The 21665-nt window shown below is 47.9% G+C and carries 20 protein-coding genes; 9 read left to right on the top strand and 11 right to left on the bottom strand.

The genetic code is table 11. The annotated features are described in order from the left end of the window. Nucleotides 1-335: 335 nt before the first annotated feature. From GQS10_RS09810 to GQS10_RS09800, 3 genes are all read left to right on the top strand, one after another. Nucleotides 336-746 (top strand): YjdF family protein, encoded by a 411-nt coding sequence (locus GQS10_RS09810; RefSeq protein ID WP_166241534.1) that lies wholly within the window; start codon nt 336-338, stop codon nt 744-746. A gap of 306 nt (nt 747-1052) precedes the next feature. Beyond that, nucleotides 1053-2441 (top strand): class II fumarate hydratase, encoded by a 1389-nt coding sequence (gene fumC / locus GQS10_RS09805; RefSeq protein WP_166241532.1) that lies wholly within the window; start codon nt 1053-1055, stop codon nt 2439-2441. Nucleotides 2442-2447: 6 nt separating this feature from the next. Beyond that, entirely contained in the window at nt 2448-2804 is a 357-nt protein-coding gene (locus GQS10_RS09800; protein ID WP_166241530.1) for a hypothetical protein, read from the top strand. 253 nt (nt 2805-3057) lie between these two features. Here GQS10_RS09800 and GQS10_RS09795 read toward each other — a convergent pair whose 3' ends face one another. The 4 genes from GQS10_RS09795 to GQS10_RS09780 all read right to left on the bottom strand — a co-directional run bounded on the left by GQS10_RS09795 (nt 3058) and on the right by GQS10_RS09780 (nt 6795). Beyond that, on the bottom strand, nt 3058-3681 hold the full coding sequence (locus tag GQS10_RS09795) for a LysE family translocator (protein ID WP_166241528.1): 624 nt from the start codon (nt 3679-3681) through the stop codon (nt 3058-3060). 63 nt (nt 3682-3744) lie between these two features. Next, nucleotides 3745-4563 carry a MerR family transcriptional regulator gene (locus tag GQS10_RS09790; protein ID WP_166241526.1) on the bottom strand — a complete coding sequence of 273 codons (819 nt, stop codon included), beginning with the start codon at nt 4561-4563 and terminating at the stop codon, nt 3745-3747. Nucleotides 4564-4864: 301 nt separating this feature from the next. After that, nucleotides 4865-5305 (bottom strand): ferritin-like domain-containing protein, encoded by a 441-nt coding sequence (locus GQS10_RS09785; protein WP_166241524.1) that lies wholly within the window; start codon nt 5303-5305, stop codon nt 4865-4867. 644 nt (nt 5306-5949) lie between these two features. Beyond that, nucleotides 5950-6795: an alpha/beta fold hydrolase gene (locus GQS10_RS09780; RefSeq protein ID WP_166241522.1), complete on the bottom strand. Its 846-nt coding sequence runs from the start codon at nt 6793-6795 to the stop codon at nt 5950-5952. Nucleotides 6796-6941: 146 nt separating this feature from the next. Between GQS10_RS09780 and GQS10_RS09775 the strand changes: the two genes are divergently transcribed. The 4 genes from GQS10_RS09775 (at nt 6942) to GQS10_RS09760 (ending at nt 9586) form a co-directional block, all read left to right on the top strand. After that, nucleotides 6942-7487 (top strand): hypothetical protein, encoded by a 546-nt coding sequence (locus GQS10_RS09775; RefSeq protein ID WP_166241520.1) that lies wholly within the window; start codon nt 6942-6944, stop codon nt 7485-7487. A gap of 64 nt (nt 7488-7551) precedes the next feature. Then, nucleotides 7552-7788 (top strand): hypothetical protein, encoded by a 237-nt coding sequence (locus GQS10_RS09770; protein ID WP_166241518.1) that lies wholly within the window; start codon nt 7552-7554, stop codon nt 7786-7788. A gap of 142 nt (nt 7789-7930) precedes the next feature. After that, on the top strand, nt 7931-8677 hold the full coding sequence (locus tag GQS10_RS09765; protein WP_166241516.1) for a MerR family transcriptional regulator: 747 nt from the start codon (nt 7931-7933) through the stop codon (nt 8675-8677). Between the two features lie 15 nt (nt 8678-8692). Further along, complete coding sequence (locus GQS10_RS09760) at nt 8693-9586, top strand: DUF2268 domain-containing putative Zn-dependent protease (protein WP_166241514.1); 894 nt, start codon at nt 8693-8695, stop codon at nt 9584-9586. Nucleotides 9587-9647: 61 nt separating this feature from the next. Here the strand turns inward: GQS10_RS09760 and glgA are convergent, their stop codons facing one another. From glgA to GQS10_RS09735, 5 genes are all read right to left on the bottom strand, one after another. Further along, complete coding sequence (glgA, locus tag GQS10_RS09755; RefSeq protein WP_166241512.1) at nt 9648-11081, bottom strand: glycogen synthase GlgA; 1434 nt, start codon at nt 11079-11081, stop codon at nt 9648-9650. A gap of 24 nt (nt 11082-11105) precedes the next feature. Next, complete coding sequence (glgD, locus tag GQS10_RS09750; RefSeq protein ID WP_166241510.1) at nt 11106-12218, bottom strand: glucose-1-phosphate adenylyltransferase subunit GlgD; 1113 nt, start codon at nt 12216-12218, stop codon at nt 11106-11108. Continuing rightward, nucleotides 12215-13345 (bottom strand): glucose-1-phosphate adenylyltransferase, encoded by a 1131-nt coding sequence (locus GQS10_RS09745; RefSeq protein ID WP_243735100.1) that lies wholly within the window; start codon nt 13343-13345, stop codon nt 12215-12217. Before GQS10_RS09745 ends, glgD begins: the two co-directional genes overlap by 4 nt. Further along, the gene (gene glgB / locus GQS10_RS09740; RefSeq protein ID WP_424991782.1) at nt 13248-15290 is read right to left on the bottom strand and encodes a 1,4-alpha-glucan branching protein GlgB; all 2043 of its coding nucleotides are present in this window, start codon (nt 15288-15290) and stop codon (nt 13248-13250) included. Before glgB ends, GQS10_RS09745 begins: the two co-directional genes overlap by 98 nt. 252 nt (nt 15291-15542) lie before the next feature. Then, nucleotides 15543-16067: a phosphatase PAP2 family protein gene (locus GQS10_RS09735; protein WP_166241506.1), complete on the bottom strand. Its 525-nt coding sequence runs from the start codon at nt 16065-16067 to the stop codon at nt 15543-15545. A gap of 231 nt (nt 16068-16298) precedes the next feature. Between GQS10_RS09735 and GQS10_RS09730 the strand changes: the two genes are divergently transcribed. Beyond that, nucleotides 16299-17165, top strand: a complete 867-nt coding sequence (locus tag GQS10_RS09730) for a class I SAM-dependent methyltransferase (protein ID WP_166241504.1) — start codon at nt 16299-16301, stop codon at nt 17163-17165. Between the two features lie 62 nt (nt 17166-17227). Beyond that, entirely contained in the window at nt 17228-18535 is a 1308-nt protein-coding gene (locus tag GQS10_RS09725; protein WP_166241502.1) for a CapA family protein, read from the top strand. 36 nt (nt 18536-18571) lie between these two features. Here the strand turns inward: GQS10_RS09725 and GQS10_RS09720 are convergent, their stop codons facing one another. Together GQS10_RS09720 and gyrA are read right to left on the bottom strand one after the other, a co-directional pair. After that, nucleotides 18572-18991, bottom strand: coding sequence for a MarR family winged helix-turn-helix transcriptional regulator (locus GQS10_RS09720; protein WP_166241501.1), 420 nt, complete (start codon nt 18989-18991; stop codon nt 18572-18574). Between the two features lie 219 nt (nt 18992-19210). Further along, nucleotides 19211-21655, bottom strand: coding sequence for a DNA gyrase subunit A (gene gyrA, locus GQS10_RS09715; RefSeq protein ID WP_166241499.1), 2445 nt, complete (start codon nt 21653-21655; stop codon nt 19211-19213). Between the last annotated feature and the right edge of the window lie 10 nt (nt 21656-21665).

Below are 21665 nucleotides of genomic sequence, written 5' to 3'. Positions count from 1 at the left end.
CATTTTTATCACAAAGCCTGCTCTTTCGTTCATGTCCCGCCCACAAAATAACATCAGTAAATGGAAGCTATCCTCTACAAAATTTATCATACTCAACGGAAATTTCCAATGAATAGGAATATGCTGCTGCATAATGAAATGAGCCAATTTTTTTAAAAGCGTTTTTGGTTCTTGTAAAATAGTCCCTTCATCTTTCATACTAATGGGAAGTAGAGTGTAAAAACACAGACCTGGTCGGTAGTCCAGGCGCACGGGACGAACGTTTCCGTGTCAGTAACCTTCCCCCCTCGGGATGTCCGTCACTCTATAGCAACATATTAGAGGGGGCGGTTTCGATGAAACTAACCGTACATTATGATGGACAGTATTGGGTAGGCATTGTAGAAAGTGTAAACGGCACAAGGCTTCGGGCATGTAAGCATATTTTCGGCTCCGAGCCGCTCGATGGAGAAGTCATGGAATTTATCCAATTTCGGATGCTTCCTCTCCTAGAGACGGTTACGCGTGAAGCTTCGGTCCAACCGCTTGCGGAACGCAAAGTGAACCCGAAAAGGCTGGCACGTCAAGTGGCCAAGGAGTTGAAAGCCTCCGGTGTATCGACCTACGCCCAGGAAGCCATGAAGCTAGAGCTGGATGCCCGGAAGCGTGAGCGTAAGCAAATCTCCCGGGAAGAACGGCTTGCGCTTCAGGAACGCAAATGGCTGCTTCGCAAGCAGAAGGCTAAAGAAAAGCATAAAGGCAAGTGAAGCACATACAAGAAATGGTTGCCCCTGATACCGGAGCAGCCATTTTTTGTTGATTTCAAGGCATAAATGCGTACAGCGCCTCCTCGATCCAACAGGAAAAGCCGCCATATTCGCTTACTTGGGAAAAATAACAGTACCTAGTATGGTTCATGCTGGAATAAGCAAAACTGAATATGCAGTAGAGCTAATCGACAAAAGCTGCGTTTCATGTTGGAAACTTCCTCTTTTCTCCAACCGGTTCGTGTGATAGAATCCAAGTGAGAATGATAATCATTAGCGTTATTGACTGAAGATCAGGAGGTTATTATGAACTATCGGATAGAAAAGGACACTATCGGTGAAATTCAAGTTCCCGCGGACAAATACTGGGGGGCTCAAACACAGCGGAGCCTTCAAAATTTCCGAATCGGCGGAGAACGTATGCCGCTCGCGGTAATTCGTATGTTTGCTATCTTGAAGCGGAGCGCAGCGATCGCCAATCAGAAGCTTGGCAAGCTGGATGAACGGAAAGCGCAGGCAATTATTACCGCGGCCGATGAAATTATCGAAGGTCGCTGGGATGATCACTTCCCGCTCGTCGTCTGGCAGACGGGCAGCGGCACCCAGTCGAATATGAACGTCAACGAGGTTATTGCCTTTCGCGGAAACCAGCTTCTGGCCGAACAAGGAAGCGACCTGCGCATTCACCCGAATGACGATGTGAACCGTTCGCAAAGCTCAAACGATACGTTCCCGACGGCCATGCATCTTGCCGCCCGTACCGCCATCGACGAGCAGCTGCTGCCGGCCATCGGGGTGCTCAAGAAGACGCTTGCGCAAAAGAGCAGCGATTTCGCCAACATCATTAAAATCGGACGTACCCATCTTCAGGATGCCACGCCGCTCACCTTAGGACAAGAAATCAGCGGCTGGTACCGTATGCTGGAGAAAACCGAGCAAATGATCCGAGCAAGCTCGGACTCCCTTCTAGAGCTGGCGATCGGGGGCACGGCAGTCGGCACCGGCATTAACGCCCATCCCCGTTTCGGTGAGATGACCTCGGATGAAATCGCTAAATATACCGGCATCCCATTCATTACCGCAACGAACAAATTCCATGCTCTTACGAGCCACGACGAGCTGGTGTATGTCCATGGTGCTATCAAGGCGCTGGCCGCCGACCTAATGAAAGTCGCGAACGACGTGCGCTGGCTGTCCAGTGGACCACGGAGCGGTATCGGCGAAATTACAATCCCCGCCAATGAGCCGGGCAGCTCGATTATGCCGGGTAAGGTGAACCCGACGCAATCCGAAGCGATGACGATGGTCGTCTGCCAGGTCATGGGCAACGATGCGGCGATCAGCTTTGCAGCGAGCCAGGGCAACTTTGAGCTTAACGTGTTCAAGCCGGTCATCATCTATAATTTCTTGCAGTCTGTTACCCTGCTGGCCGACGCCATTCTTTCCTTTAACGAAAACTGTGCGGTAGGAATTGAAGCGAACCTCCCGGTCATACAGAGCCATTTGGAGCGTTCGCTGATGCTTGTAACCGCCTTAAATCCTCATATCGGCTATGAAAATGCCGCCGCCATCGCGAAGACGGCGCACAAGGAAGGCACAACCTTAAAGGAAGCTGCGTTACAAAGCGGATTGCTGACGGAAGAGCAATTTGATCAAATTGTCAGACCTGAGCTGATGATATCGCCAAAGGAGTGATTAACCATGTGGAACGCAATTCCCGTGTCTTGGAATATGTACGGGTTTGAACCGGAGCACGGCAACCCGAACGGCTGGACCGCTACCGCTTATGTGAAAGAAAACGAAACTGGAATAGAGATTTATACCGACATTTGTTTATCTTACGTCAAAGGAAACGAAGAATATGAACGTTTGCTGGAAGCAATCCGGGACTTCGCCGCCCATCAATCCAAGCAAACAGGGAAGCTTCATTGCATGATCCGCTTCCAGTGCTCCGGCCTTGTGGAGCAGGGCAGCGACATCCCGCTTCCCGACATCGGCCAGTTCGCCGGCCGCCGCTTCGGGTATTCCCAGTTTAGCGAGGAATTAACCTCGGCATAGCTCCAGTAAGCGCTAATGATGAAACTGTCAGCAGAAAATAAAGTATTAAACTAGATGACTTTATTCGAGGAGCCTATTCGAATTGTCATACCGTCAGACTCCCTAAAAATAAGTTTTAGACTGAGTCTAGAATATGAAATAGCGACAGCCAGGGACGAAAATTAAGTCCTAGACTGTCGCTATTTTATTGAGCTAACGTTCGCCGTTAGTTGAAAATTTTTTTCACTTGAATTCCACCGATGGTTTCCACTATTTAAAGTCTGATTGTCATTAGCTTTAATGCCAAGCAGATAAAAATCAAACCAGCCAATATATTCATTATGACCAAATTACGTGGGGAACGTAATAACGCATCCCTGAATATCCCCGAAAAATAACCTAATAAGCCGAACAGTATTGCTGTCATAATAATAAAAATAAACCCAAGACACAGCATCTGTAACGTCACATTGCTCTTTTCGTAATCGACAAATTGCGGCAAAAAGGTAAGGAAGAAAATGGCTACCTTTGGGTTAAGGATATTCATCAATATACCTTTTTGAAAAAGTCTTTCCCGCTTATTATCTATACCGTTTAAATCAATTCCTTTTTTTCTGTATTTTATTGATTTATAGGCAAGGTACAATAGATATATCGCTCCCAGTGATTTTATAATTGTAAAAAGAATTACCGAAGTTTTGACTATTAGAGACAGGCCTAACGCAGCCGCTGCCGTATGAACAATATTCCCTATACTTAGTCCTAATGCCGTTGTAACCCCTGCCCTTTTCCCATTTGCCAAGCCCTGTGTAATTGTAAAGACAAGATCAGGCCCGGGAATAATAATAAGTATGACAGAGGTGCCGATAAAGAAAAGTAATGTGCTAAAATCAAACATTCAACAATCTCCTTCCGAAATGAGTATCCAACAAAAAATATAGACCCTCTTGTAGGAAGAGAGTCAATCTTTTACGGGAATTTGTATTTCGGTAAGGTAATCTTCCGGGTCTTTGGAGATATAGTGGTCTATGATCGTCCTTTCTATGGAGTCACCGTCTATCTTCAAGCCGTTTTGTTGAATATAATTTATTAATATGTTGTAGTACTTGGGGGAACTGTTATGATTTCCCCTAAACTTGATACTGGCATAAAGGCCACTTTGAAAATACGCGACTTGTTCATGGTTCACATCATGCTCGTCCAATAAAATGAATATGGAGTTGTACTCATCAAATTTATCTTTTAACAAATGCTCTACACCAATAGTTAGTCCGACTCTTCCGATAAAAATCGAAGGGCCTAAATTTGAGATATTTTCTAATTTTCTAAGCGATACTTCCCAATCGGGTTCAGACGATATTTTATCTTTCATTCGAAGAATTTTCCTCGCAGGAGTTTCCTCTAAATGTGGGATTCCAATATCCGTTATTATTCTTGATTCTTGAATTTCCTCCATCCTACTCTGAAACTTTAAACTAATTCTGTGCAATTCGTTGATTTTAGCTTCTGTAATTTGCTTCTGTTTTTCCAACATGTCTAGGAAACTTTCTATATCCCGGTGTTCGAGTTGCTCTTTGATTTCTTTGAGTGAGAACCCTAAAGCCTTGAGATAGTTGATCGTATTCAACTGTTCAAATTGTTCGGTTGAATAATACCTATATCCGCTATTTTCATCGATATGGATTGGAACTAACAAACCTATTTGATCGTAATATCTCAATGCTTGTATTGTCGTGTTATGGAGCTTTGACATCTCACCAATAGAAAATAAGTTCTTCATATTTCACCGATTTTCATTTATTTTATCCATCTTTAAATCACTATACCTATCTGCCCTTTGTGAAGCAAATCTGCCCGTTAGTTCAATAAAAAGGACGCTCCCGCGTCTTCGCTTGGGCTACGTCCTCTTCATTATATTCCATTTCCAATTACTAATTAAAGAACGTACGCGGGTAGCATGTAGTGCTTAAAAAGGGGACTTATCTTATCTTAAGCAATAAGAAAAATACTTTATTTTCTTATGACAGAAAAAAGCCCCTCGAGCCGTATTTTCGGCAAGAGGGGCTTACTGGTTACGATCATTATTTACCAAGGAATGAGGACAGCATCCATACATGCTTCTCCAGCGAGGTATGAATCGCAAGCAGCATATCGCCCGTTGTTTCATCATCCTCTTCCTCAGCAATTTTCATGCCTTCTTTTAACTCGGAAATCATCGCTTCAAAGTCAGCGACAACGGAAGCAACCATCTCGTTCGCCGTTTCTTCCTCTTCTGCTTCTTTCACAGAGGCTACCGCCAAATAATCCTTCATCTTCGCCAGCGGTTTTCCATAGATGGAAAGCACCCGCTCCGCAAGAGAATCCACATGAAGCCCCGCCTCAGTGTACAGCTCCTCAAACTTCGCATGCAGCGTAAAAAACTGACTGCCCTTCACATACCAGTGAAAACGGTGCAGCTTCACATATAATACGCTCCAATTTGCAATTTGCTTGTTTAGGACATCGGTCAACACTTGGCTCACGATCGAATTCCTCCTTTAGGAAATGACTTCCACTGCATTGTAACATTCCATTGCCCAAATTTAGTGACAAATCGATGAAACTTCATGCCACAATTTAGACAACAGTAAGCAGTGTTCTGTCTCCAATACGAGGAAAACCTCAAACGAGGGCTACGATAGGTGCGCTTCAATTGGAATTGGAAAAGCGGCCACCCTCTAGGGCGACCGCTTTGATTAGGGAACGACTTCCGCTGCTTCACCCAACACCGCGCTGATCGTTTCAGCGCAGCAAGCCGGGGCTCTGCGGACGTTCCAAATGAACAACTTGAATACATAACCGAAACCTGTACCTGCACAATGTAAACAACTACCCATATTCCGAACATCACAGGAACAACCTTCAATTTCTTTTGAAAGCCCATCCCGATTCCATGTGAATACCTATATGAAAGCTACCTTCATCTTCCTGTCGATGAAACTGTGGTGCAGAAGGCTTCGCTCCTCTGAAACAACCAAAACAACGAAAGCCCTGCCTCTCTCCCGTCCTTGCGGCTCCAATGACCGCGCCAGTGAATCGGAATCATAATCTGAGGTCAATATTCAAGCAGAACTTCATTATAGCATATGAAAGTATTTTTTGCAAATTTATTCTAAGCCTGTTTGATTCAAACAAGCACTGGTGTCCGCTGCATCGTACTCGCACGCTGCAAATGCTGAAGCAGCTCGCCCGCAAACACGCCCGGATTGTCAAGCATCGAATAGTGATTGGCTTGAGGAATAATGCGAAGCTGAGAGTTTGGTACAGTCTGCTGCAGCCTCATGCCCCAATACGGCGGTAAGTAACGGTCGTGCTGCCCCCATAAGAAGGTGGCCGGAACGTTCAGCTTCGATAAATACGGAACGAGCTCTTCCGTTTGATGATGTTCAAGCGCAAATGACGCGCTTTGCAGCTGCTCCGGACCCGACGGATGATCGAACGGCGCAACAAACGCATGAATCAGCTCCGGCGAGATGCTCTCCTGATGATATAAGCCGCCGCGGATCATCCGCTCAATAAAAATAGGTGACGGCTCAAATTCCGGCGCAATCGGAGCGCGCAAGGAGACTACATGCGGAAGCGGCCAATTGCTGAAGCACACGCCGTCCGCCACGACGAAGCTCGCCACACGTTCGGGATAACGAACGGCAATGATTTGCGCGATGCCGCCCCCCAAATCATGTCCTACAAAATGGGCTTTGCGAACACCAAGCTGATCAAGGAGCGCAATCATACGCTCCGCTTGCTTCGGCAGTGTCAATTCTTGCGCAGTCGCGCGGCCGGATTGGCCGAAACCAAGAAGATCCGGTGCGATGACTGTATATGAGGATGCAAGCTGCGGTATAACCGTCGACCAAAGCATGGAATTGGTTGGTATCCCGTGCATAAGTACAACCGTTTCCGATCCACTGCCTGCCAAACGATAAAAAATACGATGAGAACCGATTTGCACCATTTCATTGCGAAGTTCCATGGCAATCCCTCCATTTGAACAATTTTCCTCTAGTATCCCTCCCACACCTTGATTTATCCTCAGCTAATTAAACAATATTTTACATATTATCCTCATTTAACGGGAATGCTTCCGATGACAATCTCAAGGAGGCTCAAATTGAACCCATGATACGATTCCTACTGCTGCTCACCCTGCTAGCTCCTGCACCGGAAACTGCGTTTTTGCCAGCGCCTTTGGGGGAACAGCTTATACAGCCGGAAACCTATGCTTCGGCTAACCAGCTCAACCAAGCAGCCGACCTCGTCGTTCTCGGACAATTCACAGAAGAAATGGAAACGTATCCGACAAGCCGTACAACACCAAGCGGACGTCTCGTTAACTTTGTTCAAACCTTTCAGGTAAAACGCGTTTTTAAAGGAAGTCCAGCGGCATCCACGCTGCGCGTGATGACGACCGGCGTGGAACCGCTGCCTCCCGCAGCGGACACCATAAATATTGAATATCCCGGGCCACTAGAGCCGGGCACCTATGTTTGCTTTCTCCGAAAGCTAGAATTTGGCAATTACTACCGGATTAACGGAGGGTTTCAAGGCTTCTATCCGGTCATGGACGGAAAGCTGATCGCTCTGGAGCAAGGGGGCTTTTCGCTGTTTTCCGGGATTACCATCGACCAGTTCAAAAATAAAATTTCCCAAATGCGTACTAACTAGCTCCGGGCTTGTCTATCCTAATAACAGAACCTTCATAGACAATCTTCAAAGGGGCGGTTTTGATATGGCCAATAAAGTGCCTTCCATCTTTGAAACGGTACCCGCCGGCGGCACGGCATTGCAGCCAGCCTCCTCCGGAGGAATGTTTGACAGACCGGCAGCTGTTGTCGCCAAAAGCGAGTCGGCTAGTACGATTCCACCAGCACACAGCGATCCGTCCGAGCATATTGATGCCATCTTGTTTATGGTGCTGGCATTCGCTGTAATTACCTTGCTGCTTAAACGCAATACAAGCAAATAGATCGATCCATGAAAAATGGCGGGGGCCAGTCTCCCGTCATTTTTTTGCTGTAAAATAGCTTTACGTTAATGGCTGTGATTCATGTATTGACCCTAACGCTGCGTGATGCTTTATAGTAGCAATCAAAGGAGGGGTGTATGAGATGGAAATGAAAGTGAAGGAAGTAGCAGCGCTAACAGGCGTTAGTGTCCGGACACTGCATCATTACGATCATATTGGATTATTGTCCCCAAGCGGGACTACCGTTTCCGGCTACCGTCTTTATTCGGAGAAGAATCTGGAACGATTGCAGCAAATCTTATTTTTCAAAGAGCTTGGTTTTTCCCTAAAGGAAATCAAAAAGATGATTGACAGTCCATCGTTTGACCGACAGGAAGCATTCATTTTACAACGAAAAATGTTGATCCATAAACGAAATAGCATCGACAAAATGATTGAAAGCATTGATAAGTCGATCCAACATATGAGGGGAGAAATCCGTATGACAAACGAAGAACGATTCGAGGGATTTCACTTTCGGGATGACCCATATGAACAAGAAGCACGCCAGCGCTGGGGAGATCAATCTGTCGATAACCTAAAGCACAAAGTAGAGAAAATGTCCGTAAATGAACAAAACGACTTGTCTGAAAAATGGGATGCGATTTTCCGTACACTCGCCGGCCTTTGTACGCAATCCCCAGCCTCTCCAGAAGTACAAGCCAGCATTCAAGAATGGTACGACTTTCTAAATGAAAACGTTACGACTTATACTCTTGATGCATTTTATGGATTAGGACAGCTATATATCGAGGATGAACGATTTACGAACAACATCGATCAGTATGGCGAAGGATTGGCAAAGTTTATGAATAAGGCGATGAAGGAATTTGTAGAGAAGCAAACATAACATAAGGGGACAAATATGAAGATCATCGTGGAAGATACATTAAAACAGTACGAAACCTTGTTTTCTATGGACAGTGAAAGAGAAAATTATTTCCGCTTTTCAATGATGAAGCCCTTTGAGGAGATGTGGAATACTATAAATGTGCCCTTAAAGGCAAAGCAGCCTAACGGATACGATGTAATTTCTGCGGCCAAAATGCTTGGATATCTTGATATTTCAAGCACAAAAGCCGGCGAAGAAGCCTTAGCCAAGCTAAAAGCGATAAACGTTCTTGAAACCGCAGCGCAAACTTTACATCAATGCTTGCAGTATATAGAGAACAATCAATTACAAATCAAGGCGGATACACTGAAATTCGGAATGTACCTTGCCGACCCGGAAAAGCTCAGACTTCAAAAGGGTTATTGTGGATTTGGCGGCATTCCAGGATTTATACAAACGTCTATTTATCCAAACTCATACAATATTCCGAGAATCCCTTCAATTATTGCCCATGAATTTCATCATAATATCCGTTTCTCGTATTTCGATTGGAATCATGGTAACGTTACCGTTGGTGATTACTTAATTATTGAAGGATTAGCGGAATCGTTCGCAAAGGAGCTTTACGGAGAAGAGCTTTTAGGGCCGTGGGTCACTTCTATGGAAGAAGAAGACTTAGAATATTCCATAGCGGTACTAAAGAACTCGTTGGACATTCAAGGATTTGCAAGCGTCAGCAGCTATATGTTTGGTGACACCTTTGCAGCGGAACAAGGATATCCGCCTGTAGGCTTATCCCCATTTGCGGGTTATGCGGTTGGGTATCATGCGGTACAATCCTTTATGAAAAAGAATAGAGTAGGAATCCATGAAGCCACCCTGCTCCCTACAGATGAAATATTAAGCAATTGCGAGCTATTCTCCTGACCTATGGAAAGAGGGTTTCTTTACAGCCCTCTTCCCTACGAATGAGCCTAATTCATTCAGCCTACTTGTGCTTTTTCACATACTCGTACAAAGATCGGTATTGATTGGCTGACGTATGCCAGCTGAAATCCTGCTTTTGCATATTTCGGCGAATACGCTGACGCGTGCCCCTGTCTTTCCAGCTTTCGATCGCACGCTTCACTGTATACAGCATGTCATGCGCGTTGTAATGGCTGAAGGAAAAGCCCCAGCCCTCGCCTGTGTACTGGTTGTAAGGCATCACCGTATCCTTCAGTCCCCCGGTTTCTCTCACGATCGGGATCGATAAATACCGCATCGCGATCAGCTGCCCGATTCCGCAAGGCTCGAAAAGGGAAGGCATCAGAAAAAAATCGGACGCCGCATATACCCTGCGGGCAAGGCCCTCGTCAAAATAAATATGTGCGGAAAGCTTTTGCGGATACCGCTCCGCCGCCCAGCGGAACAAGCCCTCATAACGGGGCTCTCCCGTTCCCACAACGACAACCTGCACATCCTTCTGCATCAGCTCGTCAAGCACATGGGAAATCAAGTCGAGTCCCTTCTGGTGTACGAGCCGCGTCACAATGCCAATCAGAGGAGTCTCTTCGCTTACAGCTAACCCAAAAGCCTCCTGCAAAGCAAGCTTATTTTTTTGTTTTTTCGTTAACGATTTTTGATAATGAACGGGAAGTGCTGTATCGGTTCCAGGATTATAGGAATGATAATCGATACCATTGATAATTCCGAACAAATCCCCTCTTCGCTTGCGCAGCAGTCCATCCAGTCCTTCGCCGTAGTACGGCATCGTAATTTCTTCGGCATAGGATTTGCTGACGGTGGACAACACATCCGAATACACCAGCCCGCCCTTCATAAAGTTGACACAGCCAAAGTATTCAAGTGCATCGGGGTGAAAATGCTCATAGCCTAAGTTCAGCATGTCCTGAAGAATGTATTCGGGAAAAATACCCTGGTATTTCAAATTATGAATGGTAAACACGGTACGGATTCCTTGGTGGAATGGACTTAACGCGTAGTGCGATTTCAAAAACACCGGAATCATCCCGGTTTGCCAGTCATGACAGTGGATCACATCCGGCCGCCAGTCCAAGTGAGGCAGCACTTCCAGCGCCGCTTCACAAAAAAACGTAAATCGCTCTGCGTCGTCACCATAGCCGTAATACCCGCTGCGCTTAAAATAATACTCGTTATCGATAAAATAGTACGTAATCCCGTCATGCTCCAGCATATTGATCCCACAATATTTATTTCGCCAGCCGATCAGTACATTGATCGCCTTCACATGCTTCATTTCTTCCTTCCAGTGCGGTGCCATATCCTCGTATTTCGGCAGCATAACACGAACGTCAATCCCTTGGCGCTTAAGCTCCTGAGGCAGCGAGCCAATGACATCCGCAAGCCCGCCGGTCTTAAAAAAAGGAACTGATTCTCCGGCAACAAATAAAACGTTCACCGCTCACCACTCCTACGATCCGAATTAAATGATTTTTTTCTTCGAGGCGATAAAAGGAGCCGTCAGCGCTCCTGAGAGCACCCGTCCACGGTCTATAAACACATCCTTATCAAGGATCGCATTTTCCACCATAACGTTTTCTTGGATCTCGCCGTTTTGCAATAAAATGCTGTTGCGAATGACAGACCCTTTATGAATTTTTACGCCCCGAAAAATAATGCAATTTTCCACACGGCCTTCGATCGTACAGCCATTCGCGATCAATGAGTTCTTGACGATGGCCTCGTTCATATACCGCGCTGGCGGCTCATCCTTAACCTTCGTGTAAATTAAGCTGTTCGGCTGGAAAAACAATTCACGGAGAACAGAGGGCTGCAGCAGGTTCATACTATGGCGGTAATAGCTTTGAATCGAGTTAATAATGGCCGTATACCCATCAAACCGGTAACCGGAAATGTGAAGGCGGTTTACATTTTTCATAATTCCGTCGCGAACCAAATGATAATAACCCTGGGATAGGCATGTATCGACAAGATCAAGCAGCAGGGATTTTTTCATCAAATACATTTCCATGGAGATACAGGGGCTGTTCAGCCGTCCCTCTTCGCTCTCTATTACCGTAACTCTTCCGTTATCATCGATTTCGAGCTTGCGGTATTTGGCCGCATCAGTCTGCTCCATAGTCGTATAAACGGCCGTTATGTCCGCTCCTCGCTCAAGATGCTGCCGCAGCACATCACGATAATCGATATTGCAGATGATGTGACTGCGCGTGACCAATACGTATTCTTGCGGGCCACGGTAAAAGTAATCACGGTGATTGTAAAATTGGTACAGGTCCCCTCTAGGTATGCTGAACGCATCATCATGAATAAACGGCAGAACGAACAGCCCGCCGCGTTTGCGGTCCAAATCCCATTCTTTGCCCGAACCAAGATGATCCATCAGGGAACGATATTTATTATGCGAAAAAACGGCAACGTCATCGATGCCAGAATTCACCATATTCGACAGCACGAAATCAATCAGGCGGTACCTTCCACCGAATGGAACAGAAGCTGGGCAGCGTGCCGAGGTCAGCTCCTCCAAATGGTCCCATTCATTGACAAGGTTGATGACTCCCATGATGCTATTCATACCGAACCCATCCTTTCCGCCTGAACTGTTTCATTCGCCCCAATCAATGTGATCGTTTGTCCGGTTTCATCACCGATGACAGCCCCATCTTCTACAACACAGTTTTCTCCGATAATGGATTTATAAATGCGGACATTATTGCCAATCACCGCATTCGGCATAATCACCGACTGCTCAATATACGAATGTTCACCGACTTGAACTCCATAGAAAAGGACGGAACGCTTGATTTCGCCGAACACAGCACAGCCTTCATTGACGAGAGAGCAGTTGATGGCAGCGCTCGGCGCTGCGTATTGCGGAGGCTGGTTCGGATTGACCGAATAAATCCGCCACCTGCGGTCATTCAGGTTGAGAGATGGGGTGTCCTCGAGCAGGTCCATATTCGCTTCCCACAGGCTATCAATTGTGCCAACATCCTTCCAGTAGCCTTGAAACGGATAAGCATACAGCTTGACCTTGTCCCGAAGCATTTGCGGAATGACGTCCTTGCCAAAATCGTTCGAGGATTCTGGATTGTTTTCGTCGCGAATGAGATAATCTCGAAGCACGCTCCAATTAAAAATATAAATGCCCATCGAAGCAAGATTGCTTTTCGGTTCTTTCGGTTTTTCGGCGAATTCTGTAATCGTTCCGTCATCCGCTGTACTCATAATACCGAAGCGGCTTGCCTCCTCCCACTTTACTTCAATTACTGCTATGGAAGCGTCGGCGCCTTTTTCTTTATGATAAGAGAGCATCGCATCGTAATTCATCTTATAGATGTGGTCACCGGAAATGACAAGCACATATTCCGGATCATATTGCTCGATAAAATTAAGATTACGGTAAATCGCATTCGCCGTACCCTTGTACCAATTGCCGCCGCATTGCTCGACAAACGGCGGAAGTACAGTAACACCGCCGTTTTTGCGGTCGAGATCCCAGGATGAGCCGATGCCGATATAGGAATTCAGCACGAGCGGCTGATATTGGGTTAACACGCCTACCGTATCGATCCCAGAATTCGTGCAGTTGCTGAGCGTAAAATCAATGATCCGGTATTTCCCCCCGAAGTACACGGCCGGCTTCGCCAAATTCTTGGTCAGCGCCCCGAGCCTGCGCCCCTCTCCCCCAGCGAGCAGCATCGCCACGACTTCTTTTTTCCTCATCGCCAATCCCCTCTTTCCATTTCGATCGTTTCAAGATGACTGCCGCAAAGGGCGGCAAGCGGAATACGACGCTGTGGTCGCGGTAATGCCACGGCGAAGCTTCGGAAGCAGCTTCGGCGGTATTAATGACGCCAGATCCTCCGTATTCAGGATCGTCGGTGTTGAGGACTTCGCGGTAAACACCGGGCTCCGGGACACCAAGCCGGTAATGTTCATGCGGCACAGGTGTGAAATTGCACACCACAAGCAAATGCTCTCCGTGTGCGGATTTGCGCATAAAGGCAATGATGCTTTGATCTTTATTGTGCGGATCAATCCACTCGAAGCCTTCCGGACTATGATCAAGCTCCCATAACGAAGGCTCGTTACCATAAAAAGCATTCAATTCCTTCACAAAGCGCAGCATTTTCCCGTGCATTTCATAGCCGAGCAAATGCCAGTCCAGCTGATCCAGGTCCTTCCACTCCGAAAATTGACCGAACTCCCCGCCCATAAACAGCAGCTTTTTACCAGGATGGGTCATTAAGTAGCCATACAGCAGGCGCAGCTGGGCAAATTGCTGCCAGTAATCCCCCGGCATTTTGCTGATTAACGAACGTTTTCCATGCACAACCTCGTCATGGGAGAACGGCAGAACGAAGTTTTCAGAGAAGGCGTAAAAAAATGAAAAAGTGATCAAGTCATGATGCCACTTCCGGTAGTGCGAATCCTTTTTCATATACCGCAGCATATCGTTCATCCAGCCCATATTCCATTTATAATTAAAGCCGAGACCGCCTTGATGCACCGGGGCTGTCACCAGCGGGGTATCGGTGGAATCCTCCGCCATCATAAGCGCATTCGGGAAATACTGAAACACCGCCATATTCAGCCGTTTTACAAAATCGATCGCTTCTAGATTTTCATGACCGCCATAAACGTTCATGACATGCCGCTCGGGAGGCTTGCTGAAATTATGGGATAGGATGCTCGCCACGGCATCGACACGAATTCCGTCCATATGGTAAACATCCATCCAGAAGATCGCATTGGAGATCAAAAAATTAACGACCTCCGGCTTGCCGAAATCAAAGCTGAGCGTCCCCCATTCCAGCTTTTCCGCCATTCGTTCATCGGGGTATTCGTACAGCGGCTGTCCGTCAAATTGGCGCAGCCCATGATCATCCTTGCAAAAATGTCCCGGAACCCAGTCCAAAATTACCCCCAGCCCATGCTGATGGCAGCGGTCCACAAAGTACATTAAATCCTTCGGAGTACCAAATCGGCTCGTTGCGGCATAAAAGCCGGTAGTCTGATACCCCCACGAACGGTCGTAAGGATGCTCCATGACCGGGAGCAGCTCAATATGGGTAAAGCCCAGCTCCGCTGCATAAGCCGGAAGCTGGTCGGCCAGCTCGCGATAGCTATAGGGAAGACCGTCCGGCTTCCGTTTCCAGGTGCCCAAATGCACCTCATATATGTTCATGGGACGCGAATAGGGATTGCTTTCCTGCTTACGGCGCTGCCATTCTGAATCTCCCCACTCGTAACCGCTTAGGTCGTATACGATGGAGCCCGTACCCGGGCGGGTTTCCGCATGAAAGGCATACGGATCGGCTTTGAGCAGATGGCGGCCGTCCCATGTAACCATTTCATATTTGTACCGATCCCACTGCTTCAGACCGGGGATGAAGCCGTTCCAGATGCCTGAAGAATCCCATGATGGCTGCAGCGGATGACGGAACCCGTTCCACGCGTTGAAATCACCCGCAACGCGCACCTCTTTGGCATGCGGGGCCCACACGGAAAAGCGCACTCCGGATATGCCATCGACGATGCACGGATGCGCTCCAAACGTATGATAGCTGAAATGCAGATTACCTTGTCTAAATAGATATACATCATGATCCGACGGATAAATAGACATGGACACGGACATCATTCCCACCTCCCCCTTAGTCTACCCCAATAAAAGACCCAAAAATTACTGTTCTTCCTATAATAAACAAAAAAGTCAGCCTCAGCTGACAAGGACACACTGCTATGTTCCACCGAGTGTTTTCCGTTTCGTTCCTTCGCTACCCTATTCTACTCGCTCGAGTGGAAATGTATACCTGCTTATCCCAAACGTTTAAACATGAAGAAACACATTGCCTAACCTTCTAATTACAATATCCCAGAACCAGCCTTAAGGTTACCGTTTACCGGAAAGCTTCTCCCTAAGCAATACGAAGCCGGCTGCGATGGCGCCGCCAAGTAAGAAGCCCGCAATGATGTCTGTCGGGTAATGGACACCGGCATAAATACGGAACAAGCCCGTTCCAAGAATAACGTTGCCCGCAAATGCTGCCGTACCCGACGTTACAGCTGGACTTTTGGACGATCCTTTCCACAGCACATAAGCCAAGAAGCCGTAAAAGGCTGCCGCAATCATTGCATTTCCGCTCGGAAAGCTATATCCATCCGCTTCAAGCAGCCTGTCCAGCCCTTCTGGACGAGGCCTCGCGACAGTATTTTTGATGAGAGTATTAAGTCCATACGAGACTAGAAGACTAAGCAGGACAAGAAAAGCATCCCTTATCCGTTTTCCTACGAGCCATATACCCAAAAAAGCAACTACAAGCACAGCTGCAAAAAACGGCACGCTGCCCAATGCGCTAAAAACCGATAACAGCCCATCCATAGACGGCGAGCGAAGTCCGCGTATCCAGTTTCCCACCCATTGGTCAAACGACATGAACCATTCTGAGGATAAGAACATTGCAAGAAGTAAGAATAAGATGAGGAAACTGCTAAATAGAAGAAGAATCGAATTTCGTTTCATAAAAAATGGAGCGCCCCTCTACCCTGTTTTTTCGTATATTGTAGCGTATTTTGCCACAAGAGGGTAAGTATTGTAGAATAAAGTACATTGCATGGACAAAGACATGACCGGGGTGGGAAATACAAAATGTATGTAGCACAAGATTGGCAGGATTATGAATTGATTGATACCGGAGGCGGTGAGCGTCTGGAGCGCTGGGGCGATGTCGTGCTCCGCAGACCCGACCCGCAAATTATATGGCCGCTGCGCACGGAAACGGCCCAATGGAAGCAGGCCGATGCCCATTATTTTCGGAGCTCTTCGGGCGGAGGACAATGGAACTTTAAACGTCAGCTTCCCGAACGATGGACGATTGGTTATCGCGATCTGAAATTTTACATTCGCCCGACCAATTTTAAACATACCGGATTATTTCCGGAGCAGGCCGCAAACTGGAGCTGGATGATGGGTACGATCCGCAATGCCGGTCGCCCGATTAAGGTGCTCAATTTATTTGCGTACACCGGAGGCGCTTCGGTTGCAGCCGCATCTGCCGGAGCCGAAGTGGTGCACGTTGACGCCGCTAAGGGCATGGTGCATTGGGCGAAGGAAAATATGCAGCTTTCCGGGCTTAGCGATCGCCCTGTCCGTTTTATTACGGATGATGTCTTTAAATTTGTGCAGCGTGAGGAACGACGCGGCAACAAATACGACGGTATTATTATGGATCCTCCGTCCTACGGCCGGGGTCCGGGAGGCGAGGTATGGAAGCTTGAGGACAGCTTATATCCTTTCGTGCAGTTTTGCACCTCGATCTTATCCGATACTCCGCTATTTTTCCTGATTAATTCGTACACGACCGGCCTGTCACCGACCGTTTTGAAGAACATTATGTCGATGACTCTCGTGAAAAAGTATGGCGGGACGATTACAAGCGGTGAAATCGGACTGCCGATCACGAATTCGGGTCTTGTGCTGCCAGCCGGAATTTTGGCAAGATGGCAGGAAAGCTGAGTAAAATTAATACATTTGGTATAATCTATGAAGTAACTCAAGGAAAATGGAGTCCGATTACGATGAAAAACGTACTCAGGAACACGGCCCGCCTTGGCGGGGTGTTCCTTTTTGTATCCGCTTTGCTGCTTTTATCCGGATGCCAAGGGGAAAGCCAGTCTCCGGATATGACCCTAACCAACGAAAAGCCTTCGCTGGAATTGCAAGAACAGTCGCAGGTTGAAAGATCCGCTGCCGGCAGCAAGGAAAGTTCGGAAAGCGGTGGGCTCGTCAACACCGCACAGGATGCCCCCTCTTCCGATCCGGCCCTGCTGGCCGATCGCAGCGGTCCGCCGGTCATGCGTACAGCACGGCTTATGGCTGTAGGCGACATTATGATGCACAGCCCGCAAATTCCATCCGGCTACGATGCATCGACTGGAACATACAATTACGATGGCTTCTTCGCCCATGTCCAGCCTCTGTTCGCCGAAGCCGACTGGGTAATTGGAAATCTGGAGACGCCACTGGCCGGGGAGGATAACGGCGGCTATTCCGGTTATCCGCGCTTCAATGCGCCGGATGAATTGGCGGATGCTTTGAAGAAAGCCGGATTTTCGATGCTGACAACAGCCAATAATCACGCTATGGACCGGAATGCCGCCGGAGCGATTCATACCCTTGAGGTATTGAGGGAAAGAGGAATTATCGCGTCCGGTACGGCAGCTTCACCGGAAGAAGCGGAAGTGATTCCGATGCTTGAGCGCAACGGAATTAAGCTGGCCCTGCTCGCTTATACATATGGCACAAACGGAATTCCCGTACCAAAGGACAAGCCTTATTTAGTTAATCATATCGACGATAAAAAAATCGTCAGTGACATCATTCGCGCTCGCGCTTCCGGGGCGGATGTCGTCGCTGTTGCTTTGCATCTTGGGAACGAGTACCAGCTCGTGCCTACTCCTCAACAGCGCGAGATCGCCGAGCAGTGTATTCAAGCAGGCGCTCACATTGTGCTTGGAAGTCACCCTCATGTCGTACAGCCGGATGAGTTTATTGAAACCGAAGGATTGGATGGGAAGCCGAAACGAGGCTATGTCATTTATTCGCTTGGCAATTTCATTTCCAATCAGCGCGGAAAGTATACGGATTACGGAGTCATCGTTAACTTGCAAATTGTGAAAAACATGTCCGACGGAACAGTACAGGTTTCTGAGGCGGCCACGCTCCCTACCTGGGTTCATCAGTTTTACAGTGAGGACGGGAAAAGGCACTACCGTGTACTTCCTCTAGAACAAATAATAGCCGACAAAAGCGATCCGCTTCTGCCGGCCAGCCTATACCCCCAACTTGAAAAAGGACTTGAGGATATTCGTAAGCATTTAGAATAAGTCCATATACTACGAGTTGTCTATGCTCTCTTTCGTTTAGGAAGAGAGCTTTTCATGTGCAATTTTGCCTAGTAAATAGATTAACACCTGTTGGTTATGAGCCGAAATGCGGCTGAGAGAATCCTGTAAGTATTGCTGTCGGATTTCCAAGCCCCTCTTCCCTTCCGCTAAGCCTTTATCTGTAAGGTGAATCCATACAATTCGCCGGTCTTGGCTGTCTCTTTCTCTAACAATAAGCTCATTCTTCTCCATACGGTCTATCAATGTCGTCACTGCAGCGGGAGTCGTTGATAAAAATTCGATTAGATCGGAAGGCTTTACCCGGTCGTTATTCATAATAAATTCCAGAACTACCAACTGGCTTTCAGTGAGAGATGGGGACAGGCTCGATTCCATATGATGTTTCATCTCTTTGCTGAGCTTATGCCATAGCTTCGCAAATTCGACTGCGTACATCATGTACCTCCATACATCTTATTTGTTTTTATTGTACCATAGGTTGCTAAACCAAGGATAGGTTCGCAAGGAGAATAGTTTATGACATTAATCGAGTAGTTATTCGCCTATTTGACAGCGCTCACAACATGTTTCACGTGTTCCTAGCGAAACGAGTCGAACCCGCGCGCTCAGCGCAGTCGTTTGCGGCTGAATCATGCGGGTTCGATTGATGACATTTTATAGTTTTGCAGGCAGTACAACAACGTCACTTATACTGTCGCCTTTTTCAACCGGCACAACCTGTTTTCCGATCGCCTTCCGATCCTCGATCGGCGCCGCCTCGCTGGAAAATACGGCCTGCGCACCGCTGTTCAAGATCGCCGAAAAACGGAGCTCCTCCGTCACGCGGAATGCCTCGATAAGGCCGTTTCCATTCGGCTTCACACGCTTGCCTTCCTTGAACTCAAACGTAAACAGCCCTTTGCCTCCCCGGCCTTGCAGCAAATAATCCAAAAGCAAGGAACGCTTTGCATAACCCAAGTCGGAGATAACAAGAATTTCGCCTTCATCGCCATCAACCCACAACGATGAAATCACCTCATCGTCTTCGCGCAGCTGAATCCCTTTTACCCCGGCGGATACGCGGCCCATAGCATTTACCTCATCTTCCTTGAAGCGAATGCTCATGCCGAGCTTCGTAATAAGCAGGACATCCTTCGTTCCGTTACTGAGCTGCACATGGATCACTTCATCCCCGTCCGCCAGCTTGCAGGCTGCAATGCCGGTGGAACGGTTTGTCGCGTAATCCTTCAGCTCCGTCCGCTTCACCTGGCCCCGCTTGGTTACAAAGACAAGTGACTTGCCCTGCTCCGCAACGTCTTTCACCGGAATGACGCTTACGATTTTATCGTCCTTTACAAGCGGAATGACGTTGACGATGGCCGTTCCATTGTCCTTCCATTTGAATTCCGGAACCTGGTGGACCGGAAGCAGAAAATACTGCCCCTGCTTCGTAAAAATAAGCAGATTCTCAATCGTATTGACCTCAAGAAGCGTGCGGAGATAATCGCCTTCCTTCATGCCGGTGGATTCTACTTCACCGCCGGAACGGGTAAAGGAAAGCTTACTGGTCCGTTTAATATAGCCCTCCGCGGTCAAAGCGACGATGACATCCTCAGCCGGTACCATAACCTCAAGGTTTACTTTGAGCTCCTCAACCTCTTCCTGAATTTCAGAACGGCGGTCGATACTGTATTTATCGCGGATTTCCGTCAATTCATCCTGAATTACGCCCATTAGCTTAGATTCATTGGACAAAATCCCGCGTAAGTAAGCGATCGTCTTCAGCGTCTCCTTATGCTCTTTCTCCAGCGTCGTAATTTCAAGATTCGTTAAACGATACAGCTGGAGCGTCAGGATGGCATCCGCTTGCCGCTCGGTAAACCCGTATTCACTCATCAGGTTCTTTTGCGCATCCTGCCGGTTTTTCGAGCGTTTAATGGTCTCAATGACTTCATCGAGAATATTGAGCGCTTTCACAAGCCCTTCGAGCACGTGAGCGCGATCCTCCGCCTTCTCCAATTCATACTGGGAGCGGTGGGTAACAACCTCTTTCTGGTGGGCCAAATACGCCCGCAGCATGTCCAGCACGCCCAGCTGCCGCGGCGCACGGTTTACAATCGCCACCATGTTAAAATTGTAGGCGATTTGCAAGTCGGTTTTCTTAAACAAATACGCTAGTATGCCCTGAGCATCTGCGTCCTTCTTCAGCTCGATGACGATACGGAGGCCGTTCCGTCCACTTTCGTCGCGCACCTCTGCGATGCCTTCGACCTTTTTCTCAAGACGAACGTTTTCCATCGCCAGAACCAGCTTTGATTTGACGATCCCGTATGGAATCTCGGTCACCACGATTTGCTGCTTGCCGCCGCGCGTCTCTTCAATCGCTGTTTTGCCGCGTACGTACATGCGGCCTTTCCCGCTCCGGTATGCATCAAGAATTCCATCCTTACCCATAATGATGCCGCCGGTCGGAAAATCGGGTCCTTTCATGACGGTCATGACCTCTTCCAACGTTACATCCGGCTTGCCGATCATCAGGATGCAAGCATCGATCACTTCCCGCAAATTATGCGTGGGAATTTCCGTAGCGAAACCGGAGGAAATTCCGCTTACGCCGTTTACGAGAAGATTCGGGAAGCGCGCAGGCAGTACAACCGGCTCCTTCGCGGTATTGTCGAAGTTATCCTTGAACGGTACCGTACGCTTCTCAATGTCACGCAGCATTTCGAGGGCGATCTTTGACAACCTTGCCTCGGTATAACGCATCGCTGCCGGAGGATCGTCATCGATCGAGCCCCAGTTGCCGTGCCCGTCCACCAGTGTATGGGCCATTTTCCAAGGCTGCGCCATCCGCACCATACCTTCGTAAATCGACGAGTCACCGTGTGGATGATAGTTGCCCATCACATCTCCGACCGTCTTGGCCGATTTCCGGTACGGCTTGTCCGGCGTATTGCCGGCATCGTACATCGCGTACAAGATTCGGCGCTGCACCGGCTTTAGGCCGTCTCGGACATCCGGGATCGCCCGGTCTTGAATAATGTATTTGGAATAGCGGCCGAACCGATCCCCGACGATATCCTCGAGCACCGCCGCAAGCAGTTGTTCCGTCGAACTCATTCAGGTCCCT

Origin of the sequence: Paenibacillus turpanensis, from assembly GCF_011421635.1 — a bacterium.
Classification (GTDB): domain Bacteria; phylum Bacillota; class Bacilli; order Paenibacillales; family YIM-B00363; genus Paenibacillus_AK; species Paenibacillus_AK turpanensis.
This window is presented reverse-complemented; position numbering and strand designations above follow the sequence as displayed.